Raw genomic sequence first — 17,591 nt, 5'->3', positions numbered from 1 at the left:
GCCGAATGCGGACTTCCGCTCTTCTGCGCGTCAGAAGGACGCGACGGCGGACCTGATGAAGTCCGCCGTGGCCGTGGGCCTCGCGATGAACGCGACATGCGACCCCTCCACGGCGGCGGTGGTCGCCTTCATGCGGTCGGCCATGAAGCGCTGAGCGTCGGGGTGGATCATCTGGTCGTCGGTGGCCACCAGGTACCACGAGGGGTGCACCTTCCACCCCGGCTCTCCGCAGCCCTCGGACAGGGCGGCCACCGCTACGTTCCGCTGGGTCGCGGCCATGACATCGGCCACGTCCACGGGGACGTCGGCGCAGAACGCCTCGCGGAAGTGCTCCCTGTCGATGGCGAGTTCGGGACCTTCCGTGGTCCCGGCGCCGACCGGGTAGGGAGTCGGAAGCGCGTACAGGTTCTGCTTCGTCTCCGGGAACCGCTGGCCCAGCGTGATGCAGCTCTCACCGGCGTCGAGTCCGAACGCCGCGAGGAAGACGAGTCCCACGACGTTGGGCAGGCGCGTCGAGGCGTGACTGATGACCGCTCCGCCGTAGGAGTGGCCCACGAGCAGTACCGGTCCGTCGATGGCGGAGACGAATGCCGCCAGGTACTCCGCGTCCAGGGTGAGGCTCCGCAGCGGGTTGGCCGGGGCCAGGGCCGTCACACCGGAGGACTCGAGTTCGCGAATGATATTCGCGTAGCCCGAAGCGTCCGCGAAAGCTCCGTGCACGAGTACGACTGTCGGAGTCCGAGATTCTGACATCGCGTTTCCTTCCTTTCTGGAATAGCTCTTCCCAACCGTTCGGTCGGGGTCTCGCCGCTCTCCCGCATGACAGGCGGTGCTTTCTCTCCGAAGTCAGAGAGAGCGCCGTGTCGGGAGGCGGGTCGATGACGTCCCCTGCTGAACAGTTGAGGATCTTGAAGAGACGACCCCCGCGTTGTCAATCGGTACATAACGGGCACGATGACAAGTCGAGCCGATGAGCCCTGCGGGATGGATGTACGTCAACACCAGTTTTCAGAGCGGTAGTTGAGAGTCCTGACGGGTGCTTCACCTCGGCCGAACCCCTCGGATGCCCACCCCTACGGGCTGATTTGGCTGCACTATGGCTCCGCCCGCCGACCGGCCTGTTGCACACCATGCATCCGGACTACCAACCTCTTGCATGACGCTGTCCGGCTGCGGAGACCGTCGGTGTACGACGGCCGCCCTCGCTGCCCTTCAAGGCCGCAGAACGTTCCCGTAGGTGCGAACTCGCGTCGTGGGACAGATCCGACGGTCATGATCACCCCGTACGTGGCTGCCTGCCGCGGCACGCCTGACGCTTGTCTCTGTAGTTGTCCGCCGGTGCGGTCTCAGGGACAAGCGGTCCGTGGATCGAAAGAGTGTGAGTAATGCCTCTGTCCAACGAGGAAAGCAACAAAGAAATCGTACTGAAGGCTTTCGACCTTCTGTTCAACAAGCGCGACTACCAGGAAGCGGAGCGCTACTGGTCGCCGAACTACATTCAGCACAGCGCTCATATTCCCGCCGGCCGTGAAGGTCTTTTCGACCTGGTGCGGTCACTTCCCGACGAGCTTCGTCACGAAGTCGATGTCGTCATGGCCGACGGCGACACGGTCGTCGTTCGCGGCCGGTTCTCCGGGCACGGGCTGCCGGCGGCATGGATCGCCGTCGACTTCCTGCGGCTGAAGGACGGGGTCTTCGAGGAACACTGGGACGTGATCCAGGACGAGGCGACCGCGGAGACGTCCCGCAGCGGCCTGCCGATGTACGGCGACGCGTTTCCCGAGGCGGCTGAGCCTCTGACCACGCGAGACGAGCGTCTTGACCTGTCGACTCCCCTGGCCACGATGAGGTCTCTCCTCGCCGCGCGAAGCGAAGGGGACACCGGCAGGGCTGTCTCCTGCTACGAACCGGACGCCGTCGTGGTGACGGACGCCGACGGCACGCGGGCGTCGGGCCCGGAGGCCGTCCGTGCCTTTGTCGAGGCGACCTCCAGGATTCCCCTGATCTTCGGGGACCGGGGTGTCGTGTCGCATGAGCAGGTCGCTCTTCATCATTCCGAGTGGCGTCTCGAACTCGACTCGGGAACCGTCGTCGGCCGCACTTCCGACCTGTTGAGGAAGCAGCCGAACGGCGACTGGCTCATCGCTGTCGACAATCCCTACGGGACGCGGATTCTCGACACCTCGACCCGCCCCTAGACAGACACACAGGGCGCAGGGCACCGCGTACCGACTCCACCGGAAGGCTGCGGGAGTCATCGGAAGAGAGGGACCTTGAAGACAGGACACGCGGTCACCGGACTCCGGGAGCACGCCCCACAGCGCGTTTCGCGGGGGAACGACCAGCCCCGACGCCTTCTCCTCACGCACTCGAACCGGATCACCGACTGGTCCATGGATTTCAGCGGGGCCCTTGACGGAGAAGGTGACGTACCGGGCCCGCTCGCGGACTCTCCATGGGATGCCGAAGCTCTGGTGGCGTCGGTCGGGCGTGAACTCGGCGGGAGCGACTCCCGCGCCACCGACGACACGGTGCGCCTCATGTGGACTGTCGGGCATCTCAGGTCCGCCCGCCGGCTTCAGGCGAGGGTCGCGACTGCCGCGAGTCCGGACCGAGTGTCATGAGGGAGATGTCACTCTTCGACCGGGAACGCGAAGCCTGTGGAGTCCATATGGCATTCACAAGACGCCGCGCATAGGTGCGAGTTGATTGGGTCGGCGATGATCCCGATGCCTCGGTCCTGTTGTCGACAGCCACGGCGAGCGGAAGCTCTCACGATCGAGCGGCTGTCGGCCGGTGACAGCCGTCGGGGGCCGGCCCCCGCGGCGAAGACCGGACGCCCCTGCGGCCCGGCTGGGACTTGACGACCGATCCGACGCGGTCCCCCGGCTGGACGTGGGGCGGCCACTCGAGACCGGTGAATGTGGAGGTGTCCCGTGCGGGTACTGGTGGTGGAGGACGAGGTCATACTCGCCGAGGCGGTGCAGAGCGGGCTGCGCCGGGAGGCCATGGCGGTGGACGTCGTCCACAGTGGCGAAGCGGCCCTGGAGCAGATGGCGTTCACGGAGTACGACGCCGTGGTGCTTGATCGCGATCTTCCTGGCATGCACGGCGACGAGTTGTGCCGGCTGACCGTCGAACGGTACCCGAGCTGCCGTGTCCTGATGCTGACCGCGGCCCGCCGTCTGGACGAGCGGGTGACCGGTCTGGAGCTGGGCGCCGACGACTATCTGACCAAGCCGTTCGAGTTCCCCGAGCTCGTGGCCCGGCTACGTGCCATCAACCGACGTAATCCCACCGCGCAGCCACCGCAACTCGCGTTCGCCGGGCTGCGACTCGACCCCTTCCGCCGCGAGGTCTACCGTGACGGCCGGCTGGTGAGGCTCACGCCGAAGGAGTTCGCCGTGCTGGAACTCCTGATGCGTGATCGTGGCGGTGTCATCAGTGCTGAGATCCTCCTCGAAAAGGCCTGGGACTCCCACGCCGACCCTTTCACCAACGCCGTGCGCATCACCATCTCCACGCTGCGGGCCAAGCTAGGGAAACCCGCGCTCATCCACACCGTCACAGGTGCCGGCTACTACCTTGCCGGAGCAGCCGAATGAATCGCGCGGCGGAGGTGCGCCCTCGGTCTCTTCGTTTCCGGCGCACCATCCACGCCCGGCTGACCCTGACATATGTGCTTTCCCTCACCGGTCTCGCCCTGGCGATGATCGCGGCCATCTACTTGTTCATGAGCCACTTCCCCTCATACGGCTTCAGGGACTCAGGAACGACCGCCCCTGCCGAGCCGTCGTTTCCCGCCGATGTTCCCCCGGGGACGGACCCACTCCTCCCCTCCGAACTGGTGGTCGACTCGAAGGTCGACCTGCTGACCACGCTGCTGATCGTCTCCGGTTGTGCGCTGGTGGTGCACGTGGTCCTGGCCGCGGGCGTGGGCTGGCTGGCCACCGGCAGGGTGCTGAGATCCCTCCAGCAGATCACCGCCACCGCCCGGAGAACCAGCGCTGGGCGCTTGGACCAGCGCATCGCACTGCGGGGGCCGCAGGACGAGCTGAAAGACCTCTCGGACACCCTCGACGGCATGCTCGCCCGACTGGAGCGGGCTTTCCACGCCCACCAGCGGTTCGCGGCCAACGCCTCGCACGAGCTGCGGACCCCGCTCGCCACCATGCAGGCCGTCCTCGATGTCGCCATCGCGGACCCGGACGCCCACGACGTGCGGGCCCTGGCGACCAAACTGCGTACGGTGAACCGGCGGAGCATCGATACCGTCGACGCGCTCCTCGACCTCGCGGATGCCGAACAGGGCCACATCAACGCCCAGCGGTTCGACCTGGCGCCCATGGTCGGCGAAGTGATGGCGGATGTCCGTGCCGAGGCGGCACAGGCAACAGTGCGCCTCAAGACGCACGTTCCCTCGCACATGGTGACCGCCGACCCCGTGCTGCTGCGTCAGCTCGTCCTCAATCTCGTGCAGAACGCCGTGCGTCACAACATTCCCGGCGGCACGGTGACGGTGACCGCCAGGGCGGGCCACGCCACGATCACCCTCCGGGTCAGCAACACCGGGCGGGTCATCCCGTCCGACGTGATGCCGTTGCTGACCGAGCCCTTCTACCGCGGCGCCGGGAGAACCATCAGCGATCCGCGCGGCCGCGGGCTCGGCCTGGCGCTTGCCGCGAGCATCGCCGCGGCCCACAGAACAGACCTGGTCCTGACCGCCGACCCGCGCGGTGGACTCACCGCTGAGATCACCCTCAGATGACCACCGCCCGGCCGACGCGACCACCGAGCCGGACCGGCACCGGCTTGACGCGACCCTCACTGCTGCCCGCTTTTTCGCAGGTCAGAGAGGTATGAACGAGTGGAGCCTAGGGGAGTCGAACCCCTGACATCTGCCATGCAAAGACAGCGCTCTACCAACTGAGCTAAGGCCCCGTGAGGGAACGGCCGACGGGAGAACGGGCTCCTGGCGGGCGTCGCAGACCAGAGTACCGGTTCACCCCCCGTATCCCGCAAAAAGATTGGGGGTCCCTGTGAATCACCACGCTCCGTAGGATGCTCGGCATGGTTCGCTACAGCGAACCCGGGTTTCTGGGGAAGCGATGGGGAGACGCAATGGACGCCGCACAGCAGGAAGCCACCGCGAGAGCGCGGGACCTCCAGCGGAACTGGTACGGGGAGCCGCTGGGGGCGCTCTTCCGTAAGCTCATCGACGATCTCGGGCTCAATCAGGCCCGGCTCGCCGCCGCACTGGGGCTGTCCGCCCCGATGCTGTCGCAGCTGATGAGCGGCCAGCGCGCCAAGATCGGCAATCCCGCGGTGGTCCAGCGGGTGCAGCTGCTGCAGGAGCTGGCCGCGCAGGTCGCGGACGGCAGTGTGAGCGCGGCCGAGGCGAGCGACCGCATGGACGAGATCAAGAAGTCCCAGGGGGGCTCGGTGCTGAGCAACACCACGCAGACGACGAGCAGTTCGGGTGCGCCCACGGTCAAGCGGGTCGTGCGCGAGATCCAGTCACTGCTGCGCTCCGTCGCCGCCGCCGGGGACATCATCGACGCCGCGGACACCCTCGCCCCGGCCCACCCCGAACTGGCAGAGTTCCTCCGGGTCTACGGCGCGGGCCGCACCGCCGACGCGGTCGCGCACTACCAGGCCCACCAGAGCTGACCCCCGGCCCGGTCCGGAGGGGGTCAGGCACCGGGCCCGGCCACCCGGCCGCGGCAGCGCACCAGGGGGAGGAGCCGCACGGTCATGGGTGAGGTCTTCGCGGGCCGGTACGAGCTGGCCGACCCGATCGGGCGTGGCGGGGTGGGCGCAGTCTGGCGCGCCTGGGACCACCGCAGACGGCGCTATGTCGCCGCCAAGGTGCTCCAGCAGCGCGACGCCCACACCCTGCTGCGCTTCGTGCGCGAGCAGGCCCTGCGCATCGACCATCCGCATGTGCTGGCGCCGGCCAGCTGGGCGGCCGACGACGACCAGGTCCTGTTCACCATGGACCTGGTGTCCGGCGGCTCCCTGGTCCATCTGATCAACGACTACGGTCCCCTCCCGCCGGTGTTCGTCTGCACCCTGCTGGACCAGCTGCTGTCCGGCCTGGGCGCCGTGCACACCGAGGGAGTCGTGCACCGGGACATCAAGCCCGCCAACATCCTGCTGGAGGCCACCGGCACCGGCCGGCCGAGGCTGCGGCTGTCCGACTTCGGCATCGCCATGCGGTTCGGGGAACCCCGGCTGACCGAGACCGACCTCGTGGTCGGCACGCCGGGTTATCTGGCGCCCGAGCAACTGCTGGGGGCCGAACCCGACTTCCCCGGTGACCTGTTCGCCGTGGGACTGGTCGCCCTGTACCTGCTGGAGGGGGCCAAGCCGGACGGCAAGGAGATCGTCCGGTACTTCCTGGAGTACGGGACGCCGGGTGCGCCCGCGCGGGTGCCCGAGCCGCTGTGGCAGGTGATCGCCACCATGCTCCAGCCCGATCCCGCGGCCCGTTTCCGCACGGCCTCGGGCGCGCGCAAGGCACTCGCCGCGGCCCGGGAGCTCCTGCCGGACACCGGACCGGACGACGAGCCGATAGAGATCTTCGACCAGCTCGGCCCCCTGCCCCCCGGCTTCGGCCCCGAAGGCCCGCACAAGCCGGCGGCCGCGGTGAACGCCCGCTGGGAACACCGGTCCCCCGACGCCCCGGACACCAGCGGCACCACGACCGACGCCCCGCTCCCCACAGCCCCCGCCACACCCCCCTCGATGTCCGACACGGGCAGCTTCCACCTCCCGCCCCCACGCCCACCCCGGCCCACCGCGACCCCGCAGACCGCCGGCTACACCGCCCGCGACCCTCGCACCCCTCCCCCCGGCCACCGCGCCGGTACCCGTCCCCGCCCCGGCCCCCCGGCCACGATCGCGGTCCCGGTACTGCTGCTGGCACTGCTCTGCTACGCCGTCGGCTTCTGGGCACTGGCCCGCGCCTGACTCCACCGGGCACCACCGGGCACCGGCCCACGCCTGGACCCGGCCGGGCCCACAGCGGCCAGACCAGACCACCCGGCGCCCAGCCCGCCGGTACCGCTCCGTCACACCGTCACACCGTCGACTACCGGGCGCCGGCCCGCGTCCGACTGCGCCGGGCCCACAGCGTCCAGCCGCCCAGCCCGAGCAGCAGCGCCGTACCGGTGCCGAGGCCGCCGTAGCCCAGCGCCCGCATCGACGGGTCGCTACCGGTGGTGCCGGTGGTGCCGGTGGCCGCGGCCTGCCGGTCCTGGGCGGTCACGGTGAAGAGGCCGGCCGGCTCCGGGCGCCCCCGGTACCGCGGGCCGGCGTGAGCGTCGCCGTCCACCCGTACCCGGAGCGTCACGCCGAAGGGGCCGCCGCCGAAGGAGTCGGCGACGTGCTCACCGAGGTGCACGACCAGGTAGTAGTCACCGGCGAAGCGGACCGCGTTCACGCCGCTCGGTACGGCGTAGCGGTTGGCGTACTCGACCGGGGGCAGCGGGGCGAGGGCCATGGCGCGCCGGGTGCCGGTGTAGCCGAGGGCGACGTCTTCGACGGGGCCGCGCGCCGGGTTCAGCAGGGAGAGGGTGAGGGCGCCGCCGACGTAACCGTGGCCGGTGGTGGCGGCGTCCAGCTCGGCTCCGGCGTGCAGCTGGCGGCCCCAGTCGACCGGGACCTTGTAGAAGAGGGTGTCGCCGGGGGAGAGACGGGTGCGCCAGACTCCCTGGCCGAGGGGGCGGGCGGTACCGAAGCCGTCGCCTCCCCGCCGCTCCCGGGGGGCAGCGCCGGGCGGCTCGGGCGTGGCGGAGTCCCAGGAGCTGGGCGGCGCGGACGGGCCGGCCGCCGCGAGGCCGGGTTCGGTGGCGGGGGCCAGCTCCAGGTCCCAGCGGTCCGGGGTGGAGTTCTTGGCGTCCAGCCGTTCCACCACCAGGGAGTATCCGCCCGCGCCGTCGCACAGCGACTTGCCGGTGTCCCGCTGGCCGACGGCCGTGACGGGCCGGGGGCTGAGTCCGGCGCCGAAGGACGCGGAGGAGTAGAAGCAGGGGTTGCCGTCGGCGTCCTGGATCGAGACCCGGATGCCGTCCGTGGCGGCGACGGTCGCGCCGCGCGGCGGTACGGCGGTGACGGGGACGTAGACGTCGTCCGTCGCGGTGAGGGTGAGGTGGTAGAGGAGCCGGCCGTGCGCAGGCAGGGAGCTGCGGTAGGTGTGGCCGAAGACGATCGGCCGCGCCCCGTCGGCGTCCGGCGAACCCTCGACACTCTCGGCGCCGGGGGCGAAGGCGTACTCCGTCCCACGCGGCGCGGCGAGCGCCTCCGTGGCAGGTGCCCAGGCGAGGGCCCCCATCACGGCACCCGCGCACAGGACCCTCACCGTGTTCCACGACCCCCGCCTCACGCGCCGCCCCCTGCCCCCTAGGTCACCGTGTCGGGCCCATCCTGCCCGGTGCCGCTTGCGCCATCAGGGTTTTTCGCCCGGCCGTCCGAAACGCCGCGCTCATGGGGCGAGAGGTACACCGCACCCCGGGGTCCGGCAACTCGAAGCGACCCGGTACGACACAGAACCCCGGCCGCTTCAGCGACCGGGGTTCGTCCACATCGTGGTGCCGGGTTTCAGGAACCGGTGGGCACGGAGTCGGTGGCCTCCGTCCACAGGTCCTGCTCGGCGCGATCCGCCTGGATCTGTCGGTACACAAGGAGACCGCCGATGGCGGCCAGTGCGACCAGGAGCAGCTTCTTCACCGCGCGACCTCGTCTTTCGTTGACGTAGGGGACCCTCTGGCGCCCGACTATACACACCGGCCGAGACCGATCGGTGACCTGCGCCGGGCCCCCAACTCCCGTTCCCGACCGGGGTCGCGGCGGGTCCGGACCGTTGCGGTCGGAGGGTGATCACATCCGCACAGAGGGTTGCTTTCCTCCCCTTTCCAGGCGCTCTCGGACGTTTTCCACCTCCCTGCACCCGTCCGAGTGGTGTTCATCTGAACATCGACGCGCCATGGGCGTCGGTCCACCACTTCGCGGCCCGCATACACATCATGAGGAAAGTACGCAAATCGCCCAACCTGAAAGTGAGGGGCCATGGCCAGGAACAAGGTCATGACGCTGTGGACCGCCATCGTCACCGCCTTCCTCGCGCTGTGCACGGCGCTCGGACTCGTCACCGCGACCGCCCCGGTCGCCTCGGCCAGGACCGCGAGCCCGAGTCACGGCAGCACGGAGCACATCGCCCAGGAGGCACCGGCGACCACCAGCCACCAGGTCTGGTCACGAACCAGAGCCCTGCCCCCCACGATGAAGCAGCGCATCCGGGCCGAGGCCCACGGGAAGTCCCCCCACTGCCGGCACCGCTCACTCGCCGGACGGGAAGCGGGCACCCTCGCCCCGCACCGCGTCAACGCCCCGGACCGCAGCGAGACCACCCACCGGCAGGAGAGCACCGAGCCGTACGTGTCCCACCTCGACTGCTGAACCCCCCGGCCGGACATCCAGTACCGCGGACGTCTCGACACACCGGCGACTTGCGTACCCGACCGTCGACACGGAACGCCCCCCGGCCCACCGGCCCGGGGGCCCGCACCACGTCCGCCGGGGTATCCCCGGCGGCGCTCAGTCCCCGAGCAGCACAGCCTGCGAAGGGCACTTCTCCACGATCTCGCGCACCAGCGGATCGTCGCCGGAATCCTCCCGGCCGGGCCTGACCACGCCGTACCCCTCGACGAAGTCGAAGACCTCGGGAGCGCGGTACGCGCACTCGGCCGAGCCGTAACACACGTCCCGGTCCACGGACACCTTCATGCGTCCCACCCCACTCTCCCCCGCTCGCACGGCCGGTGACCCGGCGCGGCGGGCCACCGGCGGCCCGCGCATACGACGACCCTGCCCCCGCGACGCCCACCCGAACCGGCGGCACGAGTACCGCCGCCACTCCTACGGCCCCCCGCGCCCCCACCGACCCACCAAGATCAGCCAACTCCCCTATCATTCAACCCTGTTGGCCCCGCAACCGCCCCAACCTTGTTACCCTTGGCCCTGGCCCGATCGCTGGTGCATCCCCCGTCGCCAGCGATCGGGTCTTCGTGCACCCCGAGGCTCCCTCGTACCACCGGACGGTCGCGTACAGCTCCCGAACCCTCGTCGTGCGGCGCATCCAGCGTCGCCTCGACGCTTCCCGCGTACGGAGTGACCTGGTCCCAGCCACTGGCACCCATGAGTACCCCTCGTCATCGCCGAAGACCCCCAGCCGGAATTCGACTGGGGGTCTTCGAAATGTGGGGCTAACAGGATTTGAACCTGTGGCCTCATCCTTATCAGGAAGGAGTCCACTCCGGATGATCTTCCCAGGTCAGCTGACCTGCGGCTTCATCCAGCATCTACACGCGACTACCCTGCGCGTACCAAGCTCTCCCCTGTGTCCCCTAGGCGTCTCCCGGGATAGTTCCGGGATAGTTCCGGGATGGCTCACGCGGCCCTCACCACCCGCAACGCCCGCTTCGACGCACGATCAGCCCCTGGCTTTCCGTCTTCCAACGCCGCCAAGACCTGACCCGCGTAATCCGCAGCCGCGTGAGTGTAGATCCACGTCACCTCGCCAGCACGCTCGTGCCCGAGGATCTCCTGCGTGATGACCTCCGGCACACCGCGCGCGTGCAGCCGCGACGCGAAGGCATGCCGGCAGTCGTGGAAGTCGGGCCACCAGTCCGTGCGCTCCTCCGTCACGGTCCGGGCCCGGCCGGTACGCTCGTCGACTCGCTGCACCTTGACCTTCTTCACGGTCTTCCGAGCGACCCCGGCCTTGTCGATGGCGCTAGTCCACAAGCGACGGAACGCTGACCGGCGAAGCGGGGCGCGGTACGGCTCGCCTTCGCCATCGATCCTCTTCGTGCCGCGACGGATCTTGTTCCGGCCGTGGAAGACCAGCTCGTTCTCGCGGAGACCGTCCTTCAACTCCGACGCCTCCCGGCTCGGGGTTCCCTCCGCGCATTCCTGCGCCCACACCTCTCGGAGCATCCGGGCGGCGAGGCCGGTGAGGGGCACCGTGCGGAGGCCGGCGTCGCTCTTGGGGTAGGACTTCCGCTTGATCTTGCCGCGCGGTTCGACCAGGACCTCACGCACGTGGATGCGTCGGCCCTCGAAGTCCACGTTCGACCAGCGGAGTCCTGCCAGCTCCTGAAAGCGCAAACCTGTCTCCTGAGCGACGATCAGCAGGTTGTGCATGTGCTCGGGAAGGTGCTGGCGGATGAGCCAGAGCTGCGCGTAGCTCGGTGGCCTGCGATCCTCCGGGTGCTTCTTCTTGATCGTCGGGAGCTTCACCCCCTCGGCCGGGTTGAAGGGGAGGCGCCGGTCACGCTTGGCGTCCTCCAGCATCTTGTCGAGGACCTGGAAGCACTTCGTGACCGAACTGGCTGCGAGCGGGCCGCCATTTTCGTCGTGCAACGTGTGCACCCAGAGTTGGATCTCGCGCCACGCCAGCTCGAACAGCCGCGCCTTCCCGAAGGCGGGCTCGATGTGGTTCCGCCACATGCCCTCGTCGCGCAGCTGCGACTGCGTCCAGTCCTCGATCCGCAGGATGCCCTTCGTCTGCGTGGGCCACCACAGCTTCCACCAGGTCGCCAGCGCGACCTCCCCGCGCGCGGGGTCGATCCAGGTCCGCTTCCTCATGTCGGTGCGCGTCTCCTCGAGGAATGCGACAGCCTCGTCGTACGTCGGCTTGGTCTTGCTGCGCTCCCTGCCGGAAGGGTCGCTGTAGCGGGCCTCCCAGGAGCCGACGTGGTTGTCGACGGGCGGCCGGTCGCCGGGGTGCCGTTTCAGGCAGACCTGGCAACCGCACTTCATGCTCGGGTTGGGGCGTGGGTTGTTGCTGACCCTGGACGGCAGGGCCGGTTTGCGCACCATGGTGCTCCTGATCAGAGTTCCAGCGCGTCCTGGACCGGGGCCTGCGGCGGCAGGCAGACGGGCTCGCCGCAGAAGCAGGTGAGGCCGGCGCCGGGGATGTCGGGTGCGCCGAAGTCGATCGTGAGGATCGCGTGCAGTTCTCTGATCAGGTCATGGGAGTGGGTGCCCCTGGATACGAGGATGGTGACCTCGTCTGGGTCCCAAATGGCGATCTTGGGCAGGTCATCGACCGCGGCGATGCGGATGCACACAGGTGTCCCCCTGGTGGTGCGGCGGCACGGAAGGGTCCGCTCCGGGAGGACAGCGGGTGACTGATCGTACCTGTGTGTGAAGTCAGCCGATAGGTTTTTGGCATATTCGCGGGCAGCTCGGCAGCTACTCCCTCGATCGCCTGAATTTCTCCCTCCTTAGGCAACCCTTACCGGAGGTCAGGAGGCGCGACTGAGGCTCAGCGCGGCCTCGGCGTATCGCACCAGGTCGCGCTGCTTGTCCTCGGGAAGCTGCCGATAGAGCTTCAAAAGGTGCTGCTCGCGTTCTTCGTCGGAACGTCCCGGCACCGCACGGCCAGCAGCATTAAAGACCTCGCGCGGAGTGAGTTCCACGCCACGCCTGTTCAGAACAGACGCGATGGTGCGTAGGGTCTCGGCCTCGACTCTCGAAGTACCTCTCGTTCGCTTGATCCATGCGTTCAACGTTGCGTATGGCACGCCGGCGTCGGTGGCGAGTTGCTTCTGAGTGATGTCTGCTTCGCTGAGTACACGCGTCAGCAGGGCCGCCAGGTCCTCGCCTCTGCCGGCGGGAGCCTCGGCGGGGCCTTGCTCGCCGGGGTTGTTCTGGTGGCTAGTCACGCAAGAAGGATCGGCCATATGTATCTACATACGCAAGTAGATCGGGACTCCGTGACCAGTATTTGGCGGTGCCCCGGCGCATCTACACACCCCTGTGCGCCCCTATTTAGCCTCGCAACACCCCAGGATTCCCCTCTTGACTGCATCCACATCTACACGTAGATTGTAGATACCGCAGGTCACCGGGACCTACGGACCCCAATTCGGCTGCGCGCCGGAGGTTTCACCATGCGACGACTGGACAAGGGTGCCCCGCTGCGGTCCGCCATGAAGGCGGCCGGGCTGGACATCCCGCGCCTCGCCGCCAAGACCAAGGAGGCCGACGAGAACGGCACCGGCCTGAGCAAGGCGATGGTCGGCTTCATCGTCGGCAGCGGCAGAACCGCTCGCGAAGAATGCAGCGACCGCGCTGCGAGGTTGATCACGGCCGCGCTCGGCCGGGAAGTCTCCGAGCTGTTCGAGGCACCCGTTTTCACGATCGGAGAATCTACATCTACACGTAGATCCACGAAGGGCGAACGGCGAAAGTCCGACGCCTCGTCCGCCCTGCCGGAGCTGCTGCTGGACCAGCGCGAGCTGGCCAACTACCTCCGCAAGTCGATGAGCTGGATCGACGCCCAGATCACCGCCGCGCGAGAGCGCGGGGAGACCTGGCCCGGCCTGATCTACGTCGGCTCGTCCCGGCGGTTCGACCCCCGCGCTGTCCTCGACGGCATGCGTCGGCAGTCCGCGGCCTGACACACGAGAGGCCGTCCCGGATGCGACCCGGAACGGCCCCCACCACACCCGAACACCCACTGACAGAAGGGATCTGGCTGTGTCTTCCCAGGCTAACGCCACGATCATCACCCCGGAGGCGGTGACCGAGCTGGCTGCCCTCGCCGCCCTCGGTGACCGAGACGCCTTCGCCACCCTCTACAACGGACTCCAGCCCCTGGTGTTTTCCTACCTCGTCAAGCGGACGAGGCACCGGCCCACGGCTGAGGACCTGACGAGCGAGACCTTCGCCCGCGCTCTCGCCGGCATCCACCGGTTCTCCGAGCGGCCGGCCAGCGGCGGCTACCTGGGGTGGCTCTACACCATCGCCCGCAACCTGCACGTTGACCACGTGAAGCGCGCGGCCACCCGGATGGAAATCCCGCTGGTGATGGAGCAGGGCGTCATCGACGTTGACCGCAGCGCCGAAGCGTCCGCGCTGCGTCACCTGGACGCCATCGATGCCGCAGAGACCGTCGAGTGGGCCATGCGGCACCTGACCGTCCCTCAGCGGGAGTGCATGCGGCTCCTCGTCGCTGAGCTGCCGCTCGCCGAGGTCGCGGCCCGGCTCGGCAAGGGCATCGGCGCGGTGAAGACGCTCCAGTACCGGGCCGTCGCCAACATGCGGTCCGCACTGACCACCGAGGACGTGGCCGCATGAGTAAGACCTTCGGTGTGAACGCCCCGACTCTGGCCTTCGCCGCTCGTATCGCCGAACTGCACCCGCAGCTCCCCGCTCCCAACCTCGGCACGAACCCCTACATGCCGAATGAGCTGTCGCTGTGCCTCGCCAGCGTGGCTGATGTCGAGGCATGGCGGGAGGCGCTGCACGTCCCCGTCGACCAGATGCACTTCGGCGCGCACGGGAACGGCGGGCTCGTCGTCGAGTTCGAGGCGGCCGTCGAGGGCGTCGTCGTCCGCGCCTTCGTCCTCTTCCGCTCGGACGAGCTGGCCAAGGCCATCAAGGAGGCCGACACAGCATGAATCGCAACCTTTCCCGCGCCACGGAGATCGTCTGCGAGACGGTCACCCTGCTCAGCGCCGACGCGGCGGCCGCTGCCGTCACTGCCCTCGACTCCGCCGGCCTCCTCGTCGACCCCGCACGGTCGTACGGCGTGCTCCTGCACAGGACCCTGTCCGGGTGGGCGCCCACCGACCAGCCGCTGACCGAGCTGGAGGAGCAGGCACTCGCCTGGGACGCCTCCTGCCAGCACGCCCGCCAGGTCGCCTCGACCATCGAGCGCCACCTGAAGGGGCACCGGGAGTTCCTGCGGGTCCAGGTCGACGGGGACCGGCTGATCGTCTCCCTGCACATCACCGACCAGGCCCAGTGGGCCGGGTGGCGCCGCTTCTTCGCGGTGCAGCACGAGCCGGGGCGGAAGCTCCCGCACGTCCAGGCGGGCGAGGGCTACCGGGATGGGGTCCGGGTGACGCTGCTCGGCTACGACATGCCGCAGGCCCAGGCGGACGCGGCCGCGCGCGCCGCGCAGCCCTACGAGTTTGACGGCATCGTCTACGACCTCGCCCGCCCACTCCGCGACGCCGACGGCGGCATCTGGCACCACCAGGGCGACCGCGCGGACGGCATGCCGCTGTTGTCCCTGGCCGGCCGGATCGAGCGCTGCTCCCTCGCCAACACCGTGTGGCAGGCCGGGCCGCTGACGCCCGTCACCGACACCCCGTCGACGCAGGTCAACCCCGTCACCGAGAACGGTGGTGAGGCCGCATGAACGGGAAGCCGATGACGCCGGAACAACGCGCTCAGATCGCCGCGTTGCTCGGCGACGCCAAGCCCGCAACCCCGGGCCTGCTCGCCTCCTTCGCCCAGACGGTCCGCGATCGCCGCGAGCACGACCACACCACGCAGCGCGAGGACTGGTACTGCCTGAACCTCTCGGCCTACATGGGCGAGCGCATGGCCACGGTGCTGCGGCGCCTGCTGGACGCCGAGTCTCGAGCGGAGCGCTACCGCACTGCCTGGGGGATGGCTCGGACCCGCGCGCTGTCCGCCGGCGGCGCCGCTGACCGGTACGCCAAGCGCGCCCGGCAAGGGCAGGACGCTCTCCAGGACATGCTGCTCACGGTGATCGTGGCGCAGATGGACTGTCGCGCCGCACGGCTGGAAGCCGATGAGCTGCAGATGCACGTCACCTCGGATGAGCTGGCGTACGAGCGGCTGCGGGTGGCCCTGGAGTCCGCGAAGCGCGGCCGCCGGAAGGCGCGAGCTCAAGTCGCCGAGATGCAGAGCGCTCCGCTCACTGTCTACCGGGCCGACTGGTCCGCATTCCGGCTCGGGACGTATACCTCGGCGGCCGCCGCGCGGAAGCACTGCGAGACCCACGTCAAGCGGGAGATCCCCGGCGCCACCCTCGACTGGATTGAGGACGACGGCGTCGCCGAGCTGACCGCCGCCTTCGGCGAGGACGAGCGGTCGACCGGCTACACCGTCACCGCCGTGGAGGTCGCCTCCGAGTACGACGAGGAGGCCGACGAGTGAGCGCCTACAGCGACATCCACCGGGCCCTGACCCGCGGCCGGCCACTACGCCCCGCCGAGGCTGAGCAGCTGCTCGCGGCCCTCCGCGCGGAGAGCGGCGCCGAGTTCGCCGACGTCTTGGAGCGCGAGCTCAGCGGCCAGTTCCGCCGGACGGACACCGACACGTACTCGTCCTTCCGGAAGAAGCGGGCCTCCTTCGCCGCGTCGATGCGCATCGTCAACGCCCTCCGCGCCCTCGCCCGCGCATCCCGCCCCACCCTCCCGAACCAGCGCAACCGGAGCACCTCATGACCACCAACTTCAGCTTCGCCCCGGCCACCCGCGAGGCCGCCAAGGCCCGCATCGCCCTCCAGGGCCCCGGCGGCTCCGGCAAGACCAAGACCGCGCTCCGTATGGCCGAGGGCCTCGCGGCCGGCGGCGCCATCGGCCTCGTCGACACCGAGCGCGGCTCCGCCCTCAAGTACGCCCCCGTCCCGGGCCGCCCGGACATCGAGGCCCACGAGTTCGCGCACCTCCCCATGGCGTTCTGCTCCCCGGAGAACCTCATCGCCGCGGTGAAGGCCGCCGAGGAAGCCCGGCTCGCCGTCCTCATCATCGACTCCTGGAGCCACTTCTGGGCGGGCAAGGGCGGGCTCCTCGCCCGCGTCGAGGAAGAGGGCAAGAAGATCAATGGCGGCAAGTTCTCCGCCTGGGCTCCGGTGAACAACCTGGAGCAGGACATGCTGGACGCTCTGCTCGGCTTCCCCGGCCACGTCATCGTCACCATGCGGACGAAGAACGACTACGAGCTGTCCGGCGGCAAGGTGACCAAGCTGGGCGTCAAGACGGTCCAACGCGAGGGTGCCGAGTACGAGGTCGACGTCGTCATCGACATGGTGGCGGGCACCGGCACGGTCACCAAGACCCGGTACGCCCCGCTCGATGGTGCCGCCGTCCACCACCCCGGTCCGGAGTTCGCGGAGGCGATCTTGGAGCAGCTCGGCCAGGGCGTCGACCCGATCCAGGCGATCGTGGACGAGCTGGTGGCCGAGGGGCTGACGTACGAGCGGGCGCTGGAGCTGTACGCCCGCGCCGACACCCGGAACCTCCTGTCTGCCGGCCAGATGCACCCGAAGACCGGGGAGCCGACCACCCTGAAGGCGTTGATCCTGGAGTACGGGACGGCCGTCAAGGCCCCGGCGACGCCCGTCACGACGGTGCCCAGCCCTCCTGCGGCCGCGCATCCCGCACAGGACGCCCCGGCCGTGACCAGCGTCGACACCACACCTGACACCCCGGCGACGCCCGTCACCGCACCGCAGATGCGCATGATGCACGCCTGCTTCGCCAAGGTCGGCCTCGGCGCGAAGGACGCGCGCGAGCGGCGACTCCAGGCCACCGCGCTCATCATCGGCCGCCCGATCGGGTCCACGAACGAGCTGACGAAGGACGAGGCGCAGACGCTCCTGGACACCCTCACCAACTTCGGGGAGCGCGGGGACGCCGCGGCCACCGAGTTCGCCGCGATGGTCCAGGGCCTGGCCGACGAGGCCACGCGCCGCGCGGGCGACGAGCTTTACGTCGCCGCCAAGCAGTCCGCCGCCTGATTCACCACTGACTGCGGGCCCC

Annotated in this window: 20 protein-coding genes and 1 tRNA gene; 13 read left to right on the top strand and 8 right to left on the bottom strand. The window is 69.3% G+C overall.

What is annotated here, in order from left to right:
- Nucleotides 1-30 precede the first annotated feature (30 nt).
- Nucleotides 31-753 (bottom strand): alpha/beta fold hydrolase, encoded by a 723-nt coding sequence (locus ACFWN1_RS12625; RefSeq protein ID WP_384360451.1) that lies wholly within the window; start codon nt 751-753, stop codon nt 31-33.
- A 632-nt stretch (nt 754-1,385) separates the two neighbouring features.
- Here ACFWN1_RS12625 and ACFWN1_RS12620 point away from each other — a divergent pair.
- The 3 genes from ACFWN1_RS12620 (at nt 1,386) to ACFWN1_RS12610 (ending at nt 4,768) form a co-directional block, all read left to right on the top strand.
- Nucleotides 1,386-2,198: a nuclear transport factor 2 family protein gene (locus tag ACFWN1_RS12620; protein WP_384360449.1), complete on the top strand. Its 813-nt coding sequence runs from the start codon at nt 1,386-1,388 to the stop codon at nt 2,196-2,198.
- Between the two features lie 738 nt (nt 2,199-2,936).
- Nucleotides 2,937-3,605 (top strand): response regulator transcription factor, encoded by a 669-nt coding sequence (locus ACFWN1_RS12615; RefSeq protein ID WP_384360447.1) that lies wholly within the window; start codon nt 2,937-2,939, stop codon nt 3,603-3,605.
- 74 nt (nt 3,606-3,679) lie between these two features.
- Complete coding sequence (locus ACFWN1_RS12610; protein ID WP_384360445.1) at nt 3,680-4,768, top strand: sensor histidine kinase; 1,089 nt, start codon at nt 3,680-3,682, stop codon at nt 4,766-4,768.
- A 100-nt stretch (nt 4,769-4,868) separates the two neighbouring features.
- Here the strand turns inward: ACFWN1_RS12610 and ACFWN1_RS12605 are convergent.
- A tRNA-Ala gene (locus ACFWN1_RS12605) sits at nt 4,869-4,941 on the bottom strand.
- A gap of 180 nt (nt 4,942-5,121) precedes the next feature.
- Here ACFWN1_RS12605 and ACFWN1_RS12600 point away from each other — a divergent pair.
- Nucleotides 5,122-5,670, top strand: a complete 549-nt coding sequence (locus ACFWN1_RS12600) for a DNA-binding protein (protein ID WP_384360443.1) — start codon at nt 5,122-5,124, stop codon at nt 5,668-5,670.
- Between the two features lie 84 nt (nt 5,671-5,754).
- The gene (locus ACFWN1_RS12595; protein WP_384360441.1) at nt 5,755-6,972 is read left to right on the top strand and encodes a serine/threonine-protein kinase; all 1,218 of its coding nucleotides are present in this window, start codon (nt 5,755-5,757) and stop codon (nt 6,970-6,972) included.
- Between the two features lie 121 nt (nt 6,973-7,093).
- Here the strand turns inward: ACFWN1_RS12595 and ACFWN1_RS12590 are convergent, their stop codons facing one another.
- Both ACFWN1_RS12590 and ACFWN1_RS12585 read right to left on the bottom strand, forming a co-directional pair.
- Nucleotides 7,094-8,335 carry a hypothetical protein gene (locus tag ACFWN1_RS12590; protein ID WP_384360439.1) on the bottom strand — a complete coding sequence of 414 codons (1,242 nt, stop codon included), beginning with the start codon at nt 8,333-8,335 and terminating at the stop codon, nt 7,094-7,096.
- 266 nt (nt 8,336-8,601) lie between these two features.
- Nucleotides 8,602-8,730 (bottom strand): DLW-39 family protein, encoded by a 129-nt coding sequence (locus ACFWN1_RS12585; RefSeq protein WP_003999697.1) that lies wholly within the window; start codon nt 8,728-8,730, stop codon nt 8,602-8,604.
- A 339-nt stretch (nt 8,731-9,069) separates the two neighbouring features.
- On the opposite strand from ACFWN1_RS12585, the gene ACFWN1_RS12580 reads away from it, so the two are divergent.
- Nucleotides 9,070-9,459 (top strand): DUF6344 domain-containing protein, encoded by a 390-nt coding sequence (locus ACFWN1_RS12580; RefSeq protein ID WP_384360437.1) that lies wholly within the window; start codon nt 9,070-9,072, stop codon nt 9,457-9,459.
- 138 nt (nt 9,460-9,597) lie between these two features.
- Here the strand turns inward: ACFWN1_RS12580 and ACFWN1_RS12575 are convergent, their stop codons facing one another.
- The 4 genes from ACFWN1_RS12575 to ACFWN1_RS12560 all read right to left on the bottom strand — a co-directional run bounded on the left by ACFWN1_RS12575 (nt 9,598) and on the right by ACFWN1_RS12560 (nt 12,731).
- Complete coding sequence (locus tag ACFWN1_RS12575) at nt 9,598-9,786, bottom strand: ferredoxin (RefSeq protein WP_384360435.1); 189 nt, start codon at nt 9,784-9,786, stop codon at nt 9,598-9,600.
- A gap of 663 nt (nt 9,787-10,449) precedes the next feature.
- Nucleotides 10,450-11,883, bottom strand: coding sequence for a tyrosine-type recombinase/integrase (locus ACFWN1_RS12570; RefSeq protein ID WP_384360433.1), 1,434 nt, complete (start codon nt 11,881-11,883; stop codon nt 10,450-10,452).
- A gap of 11 nt (nt 11,884-11,894) precedes the next feature.
- Nucleotides 11,895-12,134 (bottom strand): hypothetical protein, encoded by a 240-nt coding sequence (locus ACFWN1_RS12565; RefSeq protein ID WP_384360431.1) that lies wholly within the window; start codon nt 12,132-12,134, stop codon nt 11,895-11,897.
- A 177-nt stretch (nt 12,135-12,311) separates the two neighbouring features.
- Nucleotides 12,312-12,731 (bottom strand): helix-turn-helix domain-containing protein, encoded by a 420-nt coding sequence (locus ACFWN1_RS12560; protein WP_384360429.1) that lies wholly within the window; start codon nt 12,729-12,731, stop codon nt 12,312-12,314.
- Between the two features lie 228 nt (nt 12,732-12,959).
- On the opposite strand from ACFWN1_RS12560, the gene ACFWN1_RS12555 reads away from it, so the two are divergent.
- The 7 genes from ACFWN1_RS12555 to ACFWN1_RS12525 all read left to right on the top strand — a co-directional run bounded on the left by ACFWN1_RS12555 (nt 12,960) and on the right by ACFWN1_RS12525 (nt 17,569).
- Nucleotides 12,960-13,469, top strand: a complete 510-nt coding sequence (locus ACFWN1_RS12555; protein ID WP_384360427.1) for a hypothetical protein — start codon at nt 12,960-12,962, stop codon at nt 13,467-13,469.
- 79 nt (nt 13,470-13,548) lie between these two features.
- Nucleotides 13,549-14,148, top strand: a complete 600-nt coding sequence (locus ACFWN1_RS12550; protein WP_384360425.1) for an RNA polymerase sigma factor — start codon at nt 13,549-13,551, stop codon at nt 14,146-14,148.
- The gene (locus tag ACFWN1_RS12545) at nt 14,145-14,471 is read left to right on the top strand and encodes a hypothetical protein (protein WP_384360423.1); all 327 of its coding nucleotides are present in this window, start codon (nt 14,145-14,147) and stop codon (nt 14,469-14,471) included. Before ACFWN1_RS12550 ends, ACFWN1_RS12545 begins: the two co-directional genes overlap by 4 nt.
- Nucleotides 14,468-15,217 carry a BN159_2729 family protein gene (locus ACFWN1_RS12540; protein WP_384360421.1) on the top strand — a complete coding sequence of 250 codons (750 nt, stop codon included), beginning with the start codon at nt 14,468-14,470 and terminating at the stop codon, nt 15,215-15,217. Before ACFWN1_RS12545 ends, ACFWN1_RS12540 begins: the two co-directional genes overlap by 4 nt.
- On the top strand, nt 15,214-15,984 hold the full coding sequence (locus tag ACFWN1_RS12535) for a hypothetical protein (protein WP_384360419.1): 771 nt from the start codon (nt 15,214-15,216) through the stop codon (nt 15,982-15,984). Before ACFWN1_RS12540 ends, ACFWN1_RS12535 begins: the two co-directional genes overlap by 4 nt.
- Nucleotides 15,981-16,274, top strand: coding sequence for a hypothetical protein (locus ACFWN1_RS12530; protein WP_384360417.1), 294 nt, complete (start codon nt 15,981-15,983; stop codon nt 16,272-16,274). Before ACFWN1_RS12535 ends, ACFWN1_RS12530 begins: the two co-directional genes overlap by 4 nt.
- On the top strand, nt 16,271-17,569 hold the full coding sequence (locus ACFWN1_RS12525; RefSeq protein ID WP_384360415.1) for an AAA family ATPase: 1,299 nt from the start codon (nt 16,271-16,273) through the stop codon (nt 17,567-17,569). The genes ACFWN1_RS12530 and ACFWN1_RS12525 overlap by 4 nt, the downstream gene beginning before the upstream one ends.
- Nucleotides 17,570-17,591 lie beyond the last annotated feature (22 nt).

This window comes from Streptomyces sp. NPDC058459 (assembly GCF_042721685.1).
In the GTDB taxonomy this organism is placed as follows: Bacteria; Actinomycetota; Actinomycetes; order Streptomycetales; family Streptomycetaceae; genus Streptomyces.
The sequence above is the reverse complement of the archived record's forward strand: the minus strand, read 5'-3'. Positions and strand labels throughout refer to the sequence as shown.

Bases quoted from the DNA above. Each gene is read 5' to 3' on its own strand.
- ACFWN1_RS12590 (WP_384360439.1), bottom strand. From the start codon at position 8,335: ATGGGGGCCCTCGCCTGGGCACCTGCCACGGAGGCGCTCGCCGCGCCG.
- ACFWN1_RS12625 (WP_384360451.1), bottom strand. From the start codon at position 753: ATGTCAGAATCTCGGACTCCGACAGTCGTACTCGTGCACGGAGCTTTC.
- ACFWN1_RS12580 (WP_384360437.1), top strand. From the start codon at position 9,070: ATGGCCAGGAACAAGGTCATGACGCTGTGGACCGCCATCGTCACCGCC.
- ACFWN1_RS12595 (WP_384360441.1), top strand. From the start codon at position 5,755: ATGGGTGAGGTCTTCGCGGGCCGGTACGAGCTGGCCGACCCGATCGGG.
- ACFWN1_RS12545 (WP_384360423.1), top strand. From the start codon at position 14,145: ATGAGTAAGACCTTCGGTGTGAACGCCCCGACTCTGGCCTTCGCCGCT.
- ACFWN1_RS12555 (WP_384360427.1), top strand. From the start codon at position 12,960: ATGCGACGACTGGACAAGGGTGCCCCGCTGCGGTCCGCCATGAAGGCG.
- ACFWN1_RS12575 (WP_384360435.1), bottom strand. From the start codon at position 9,786: ATGAAGGTGTCCGTGGACCGGGACGTGTGTTACGGCTCGGCCGAGTGC.
- ACFWN1_RS12535 (WP_384360419.1), top strand. From the start codon at position 15,214: ATGAACGGGAAGCCGATGACGCCGGAACAACGCGCTCAGATCGCCGCG.
- ACFWN1_RS12540 (WP_384360421.1), top strand. From the start codon at position 14,468: ATGAATCGCAACCTTTCCCGCGCCACGGAGATCGTCTGCGAGACGGTC.
- ACFWN1_RS12600 (WP_384360443.1), top strand. From the start codon at position 5,122: ATGGACGCCGCACAGCAGGAAGCCACCGCGAGAGCGCGGGACCTCCAG.
- ACFWN1_RS12570 (WP_384360433.1), bottom strand. From the start codon at position 11,883: ATGGTGCGCAAACCGGCCCTGCCGTCCAGGGTCAGCAACAACCCACGC.
- ACFWN1_RS12620 (WP_384360449.1), top strand. From the start codon at position 1,386: ATGCCTCTGTCCAACGAGGAAAGCAACAAAGAAATCGTACTGAAGGCT.
- ACFWN1_RS12525 (WP_384360415.1), top strand. From the start codon at position 16,271: ATGACCACCAACTTCAGCTTCGCCCCGGCCACCCGCGAGGCCGCCAAG.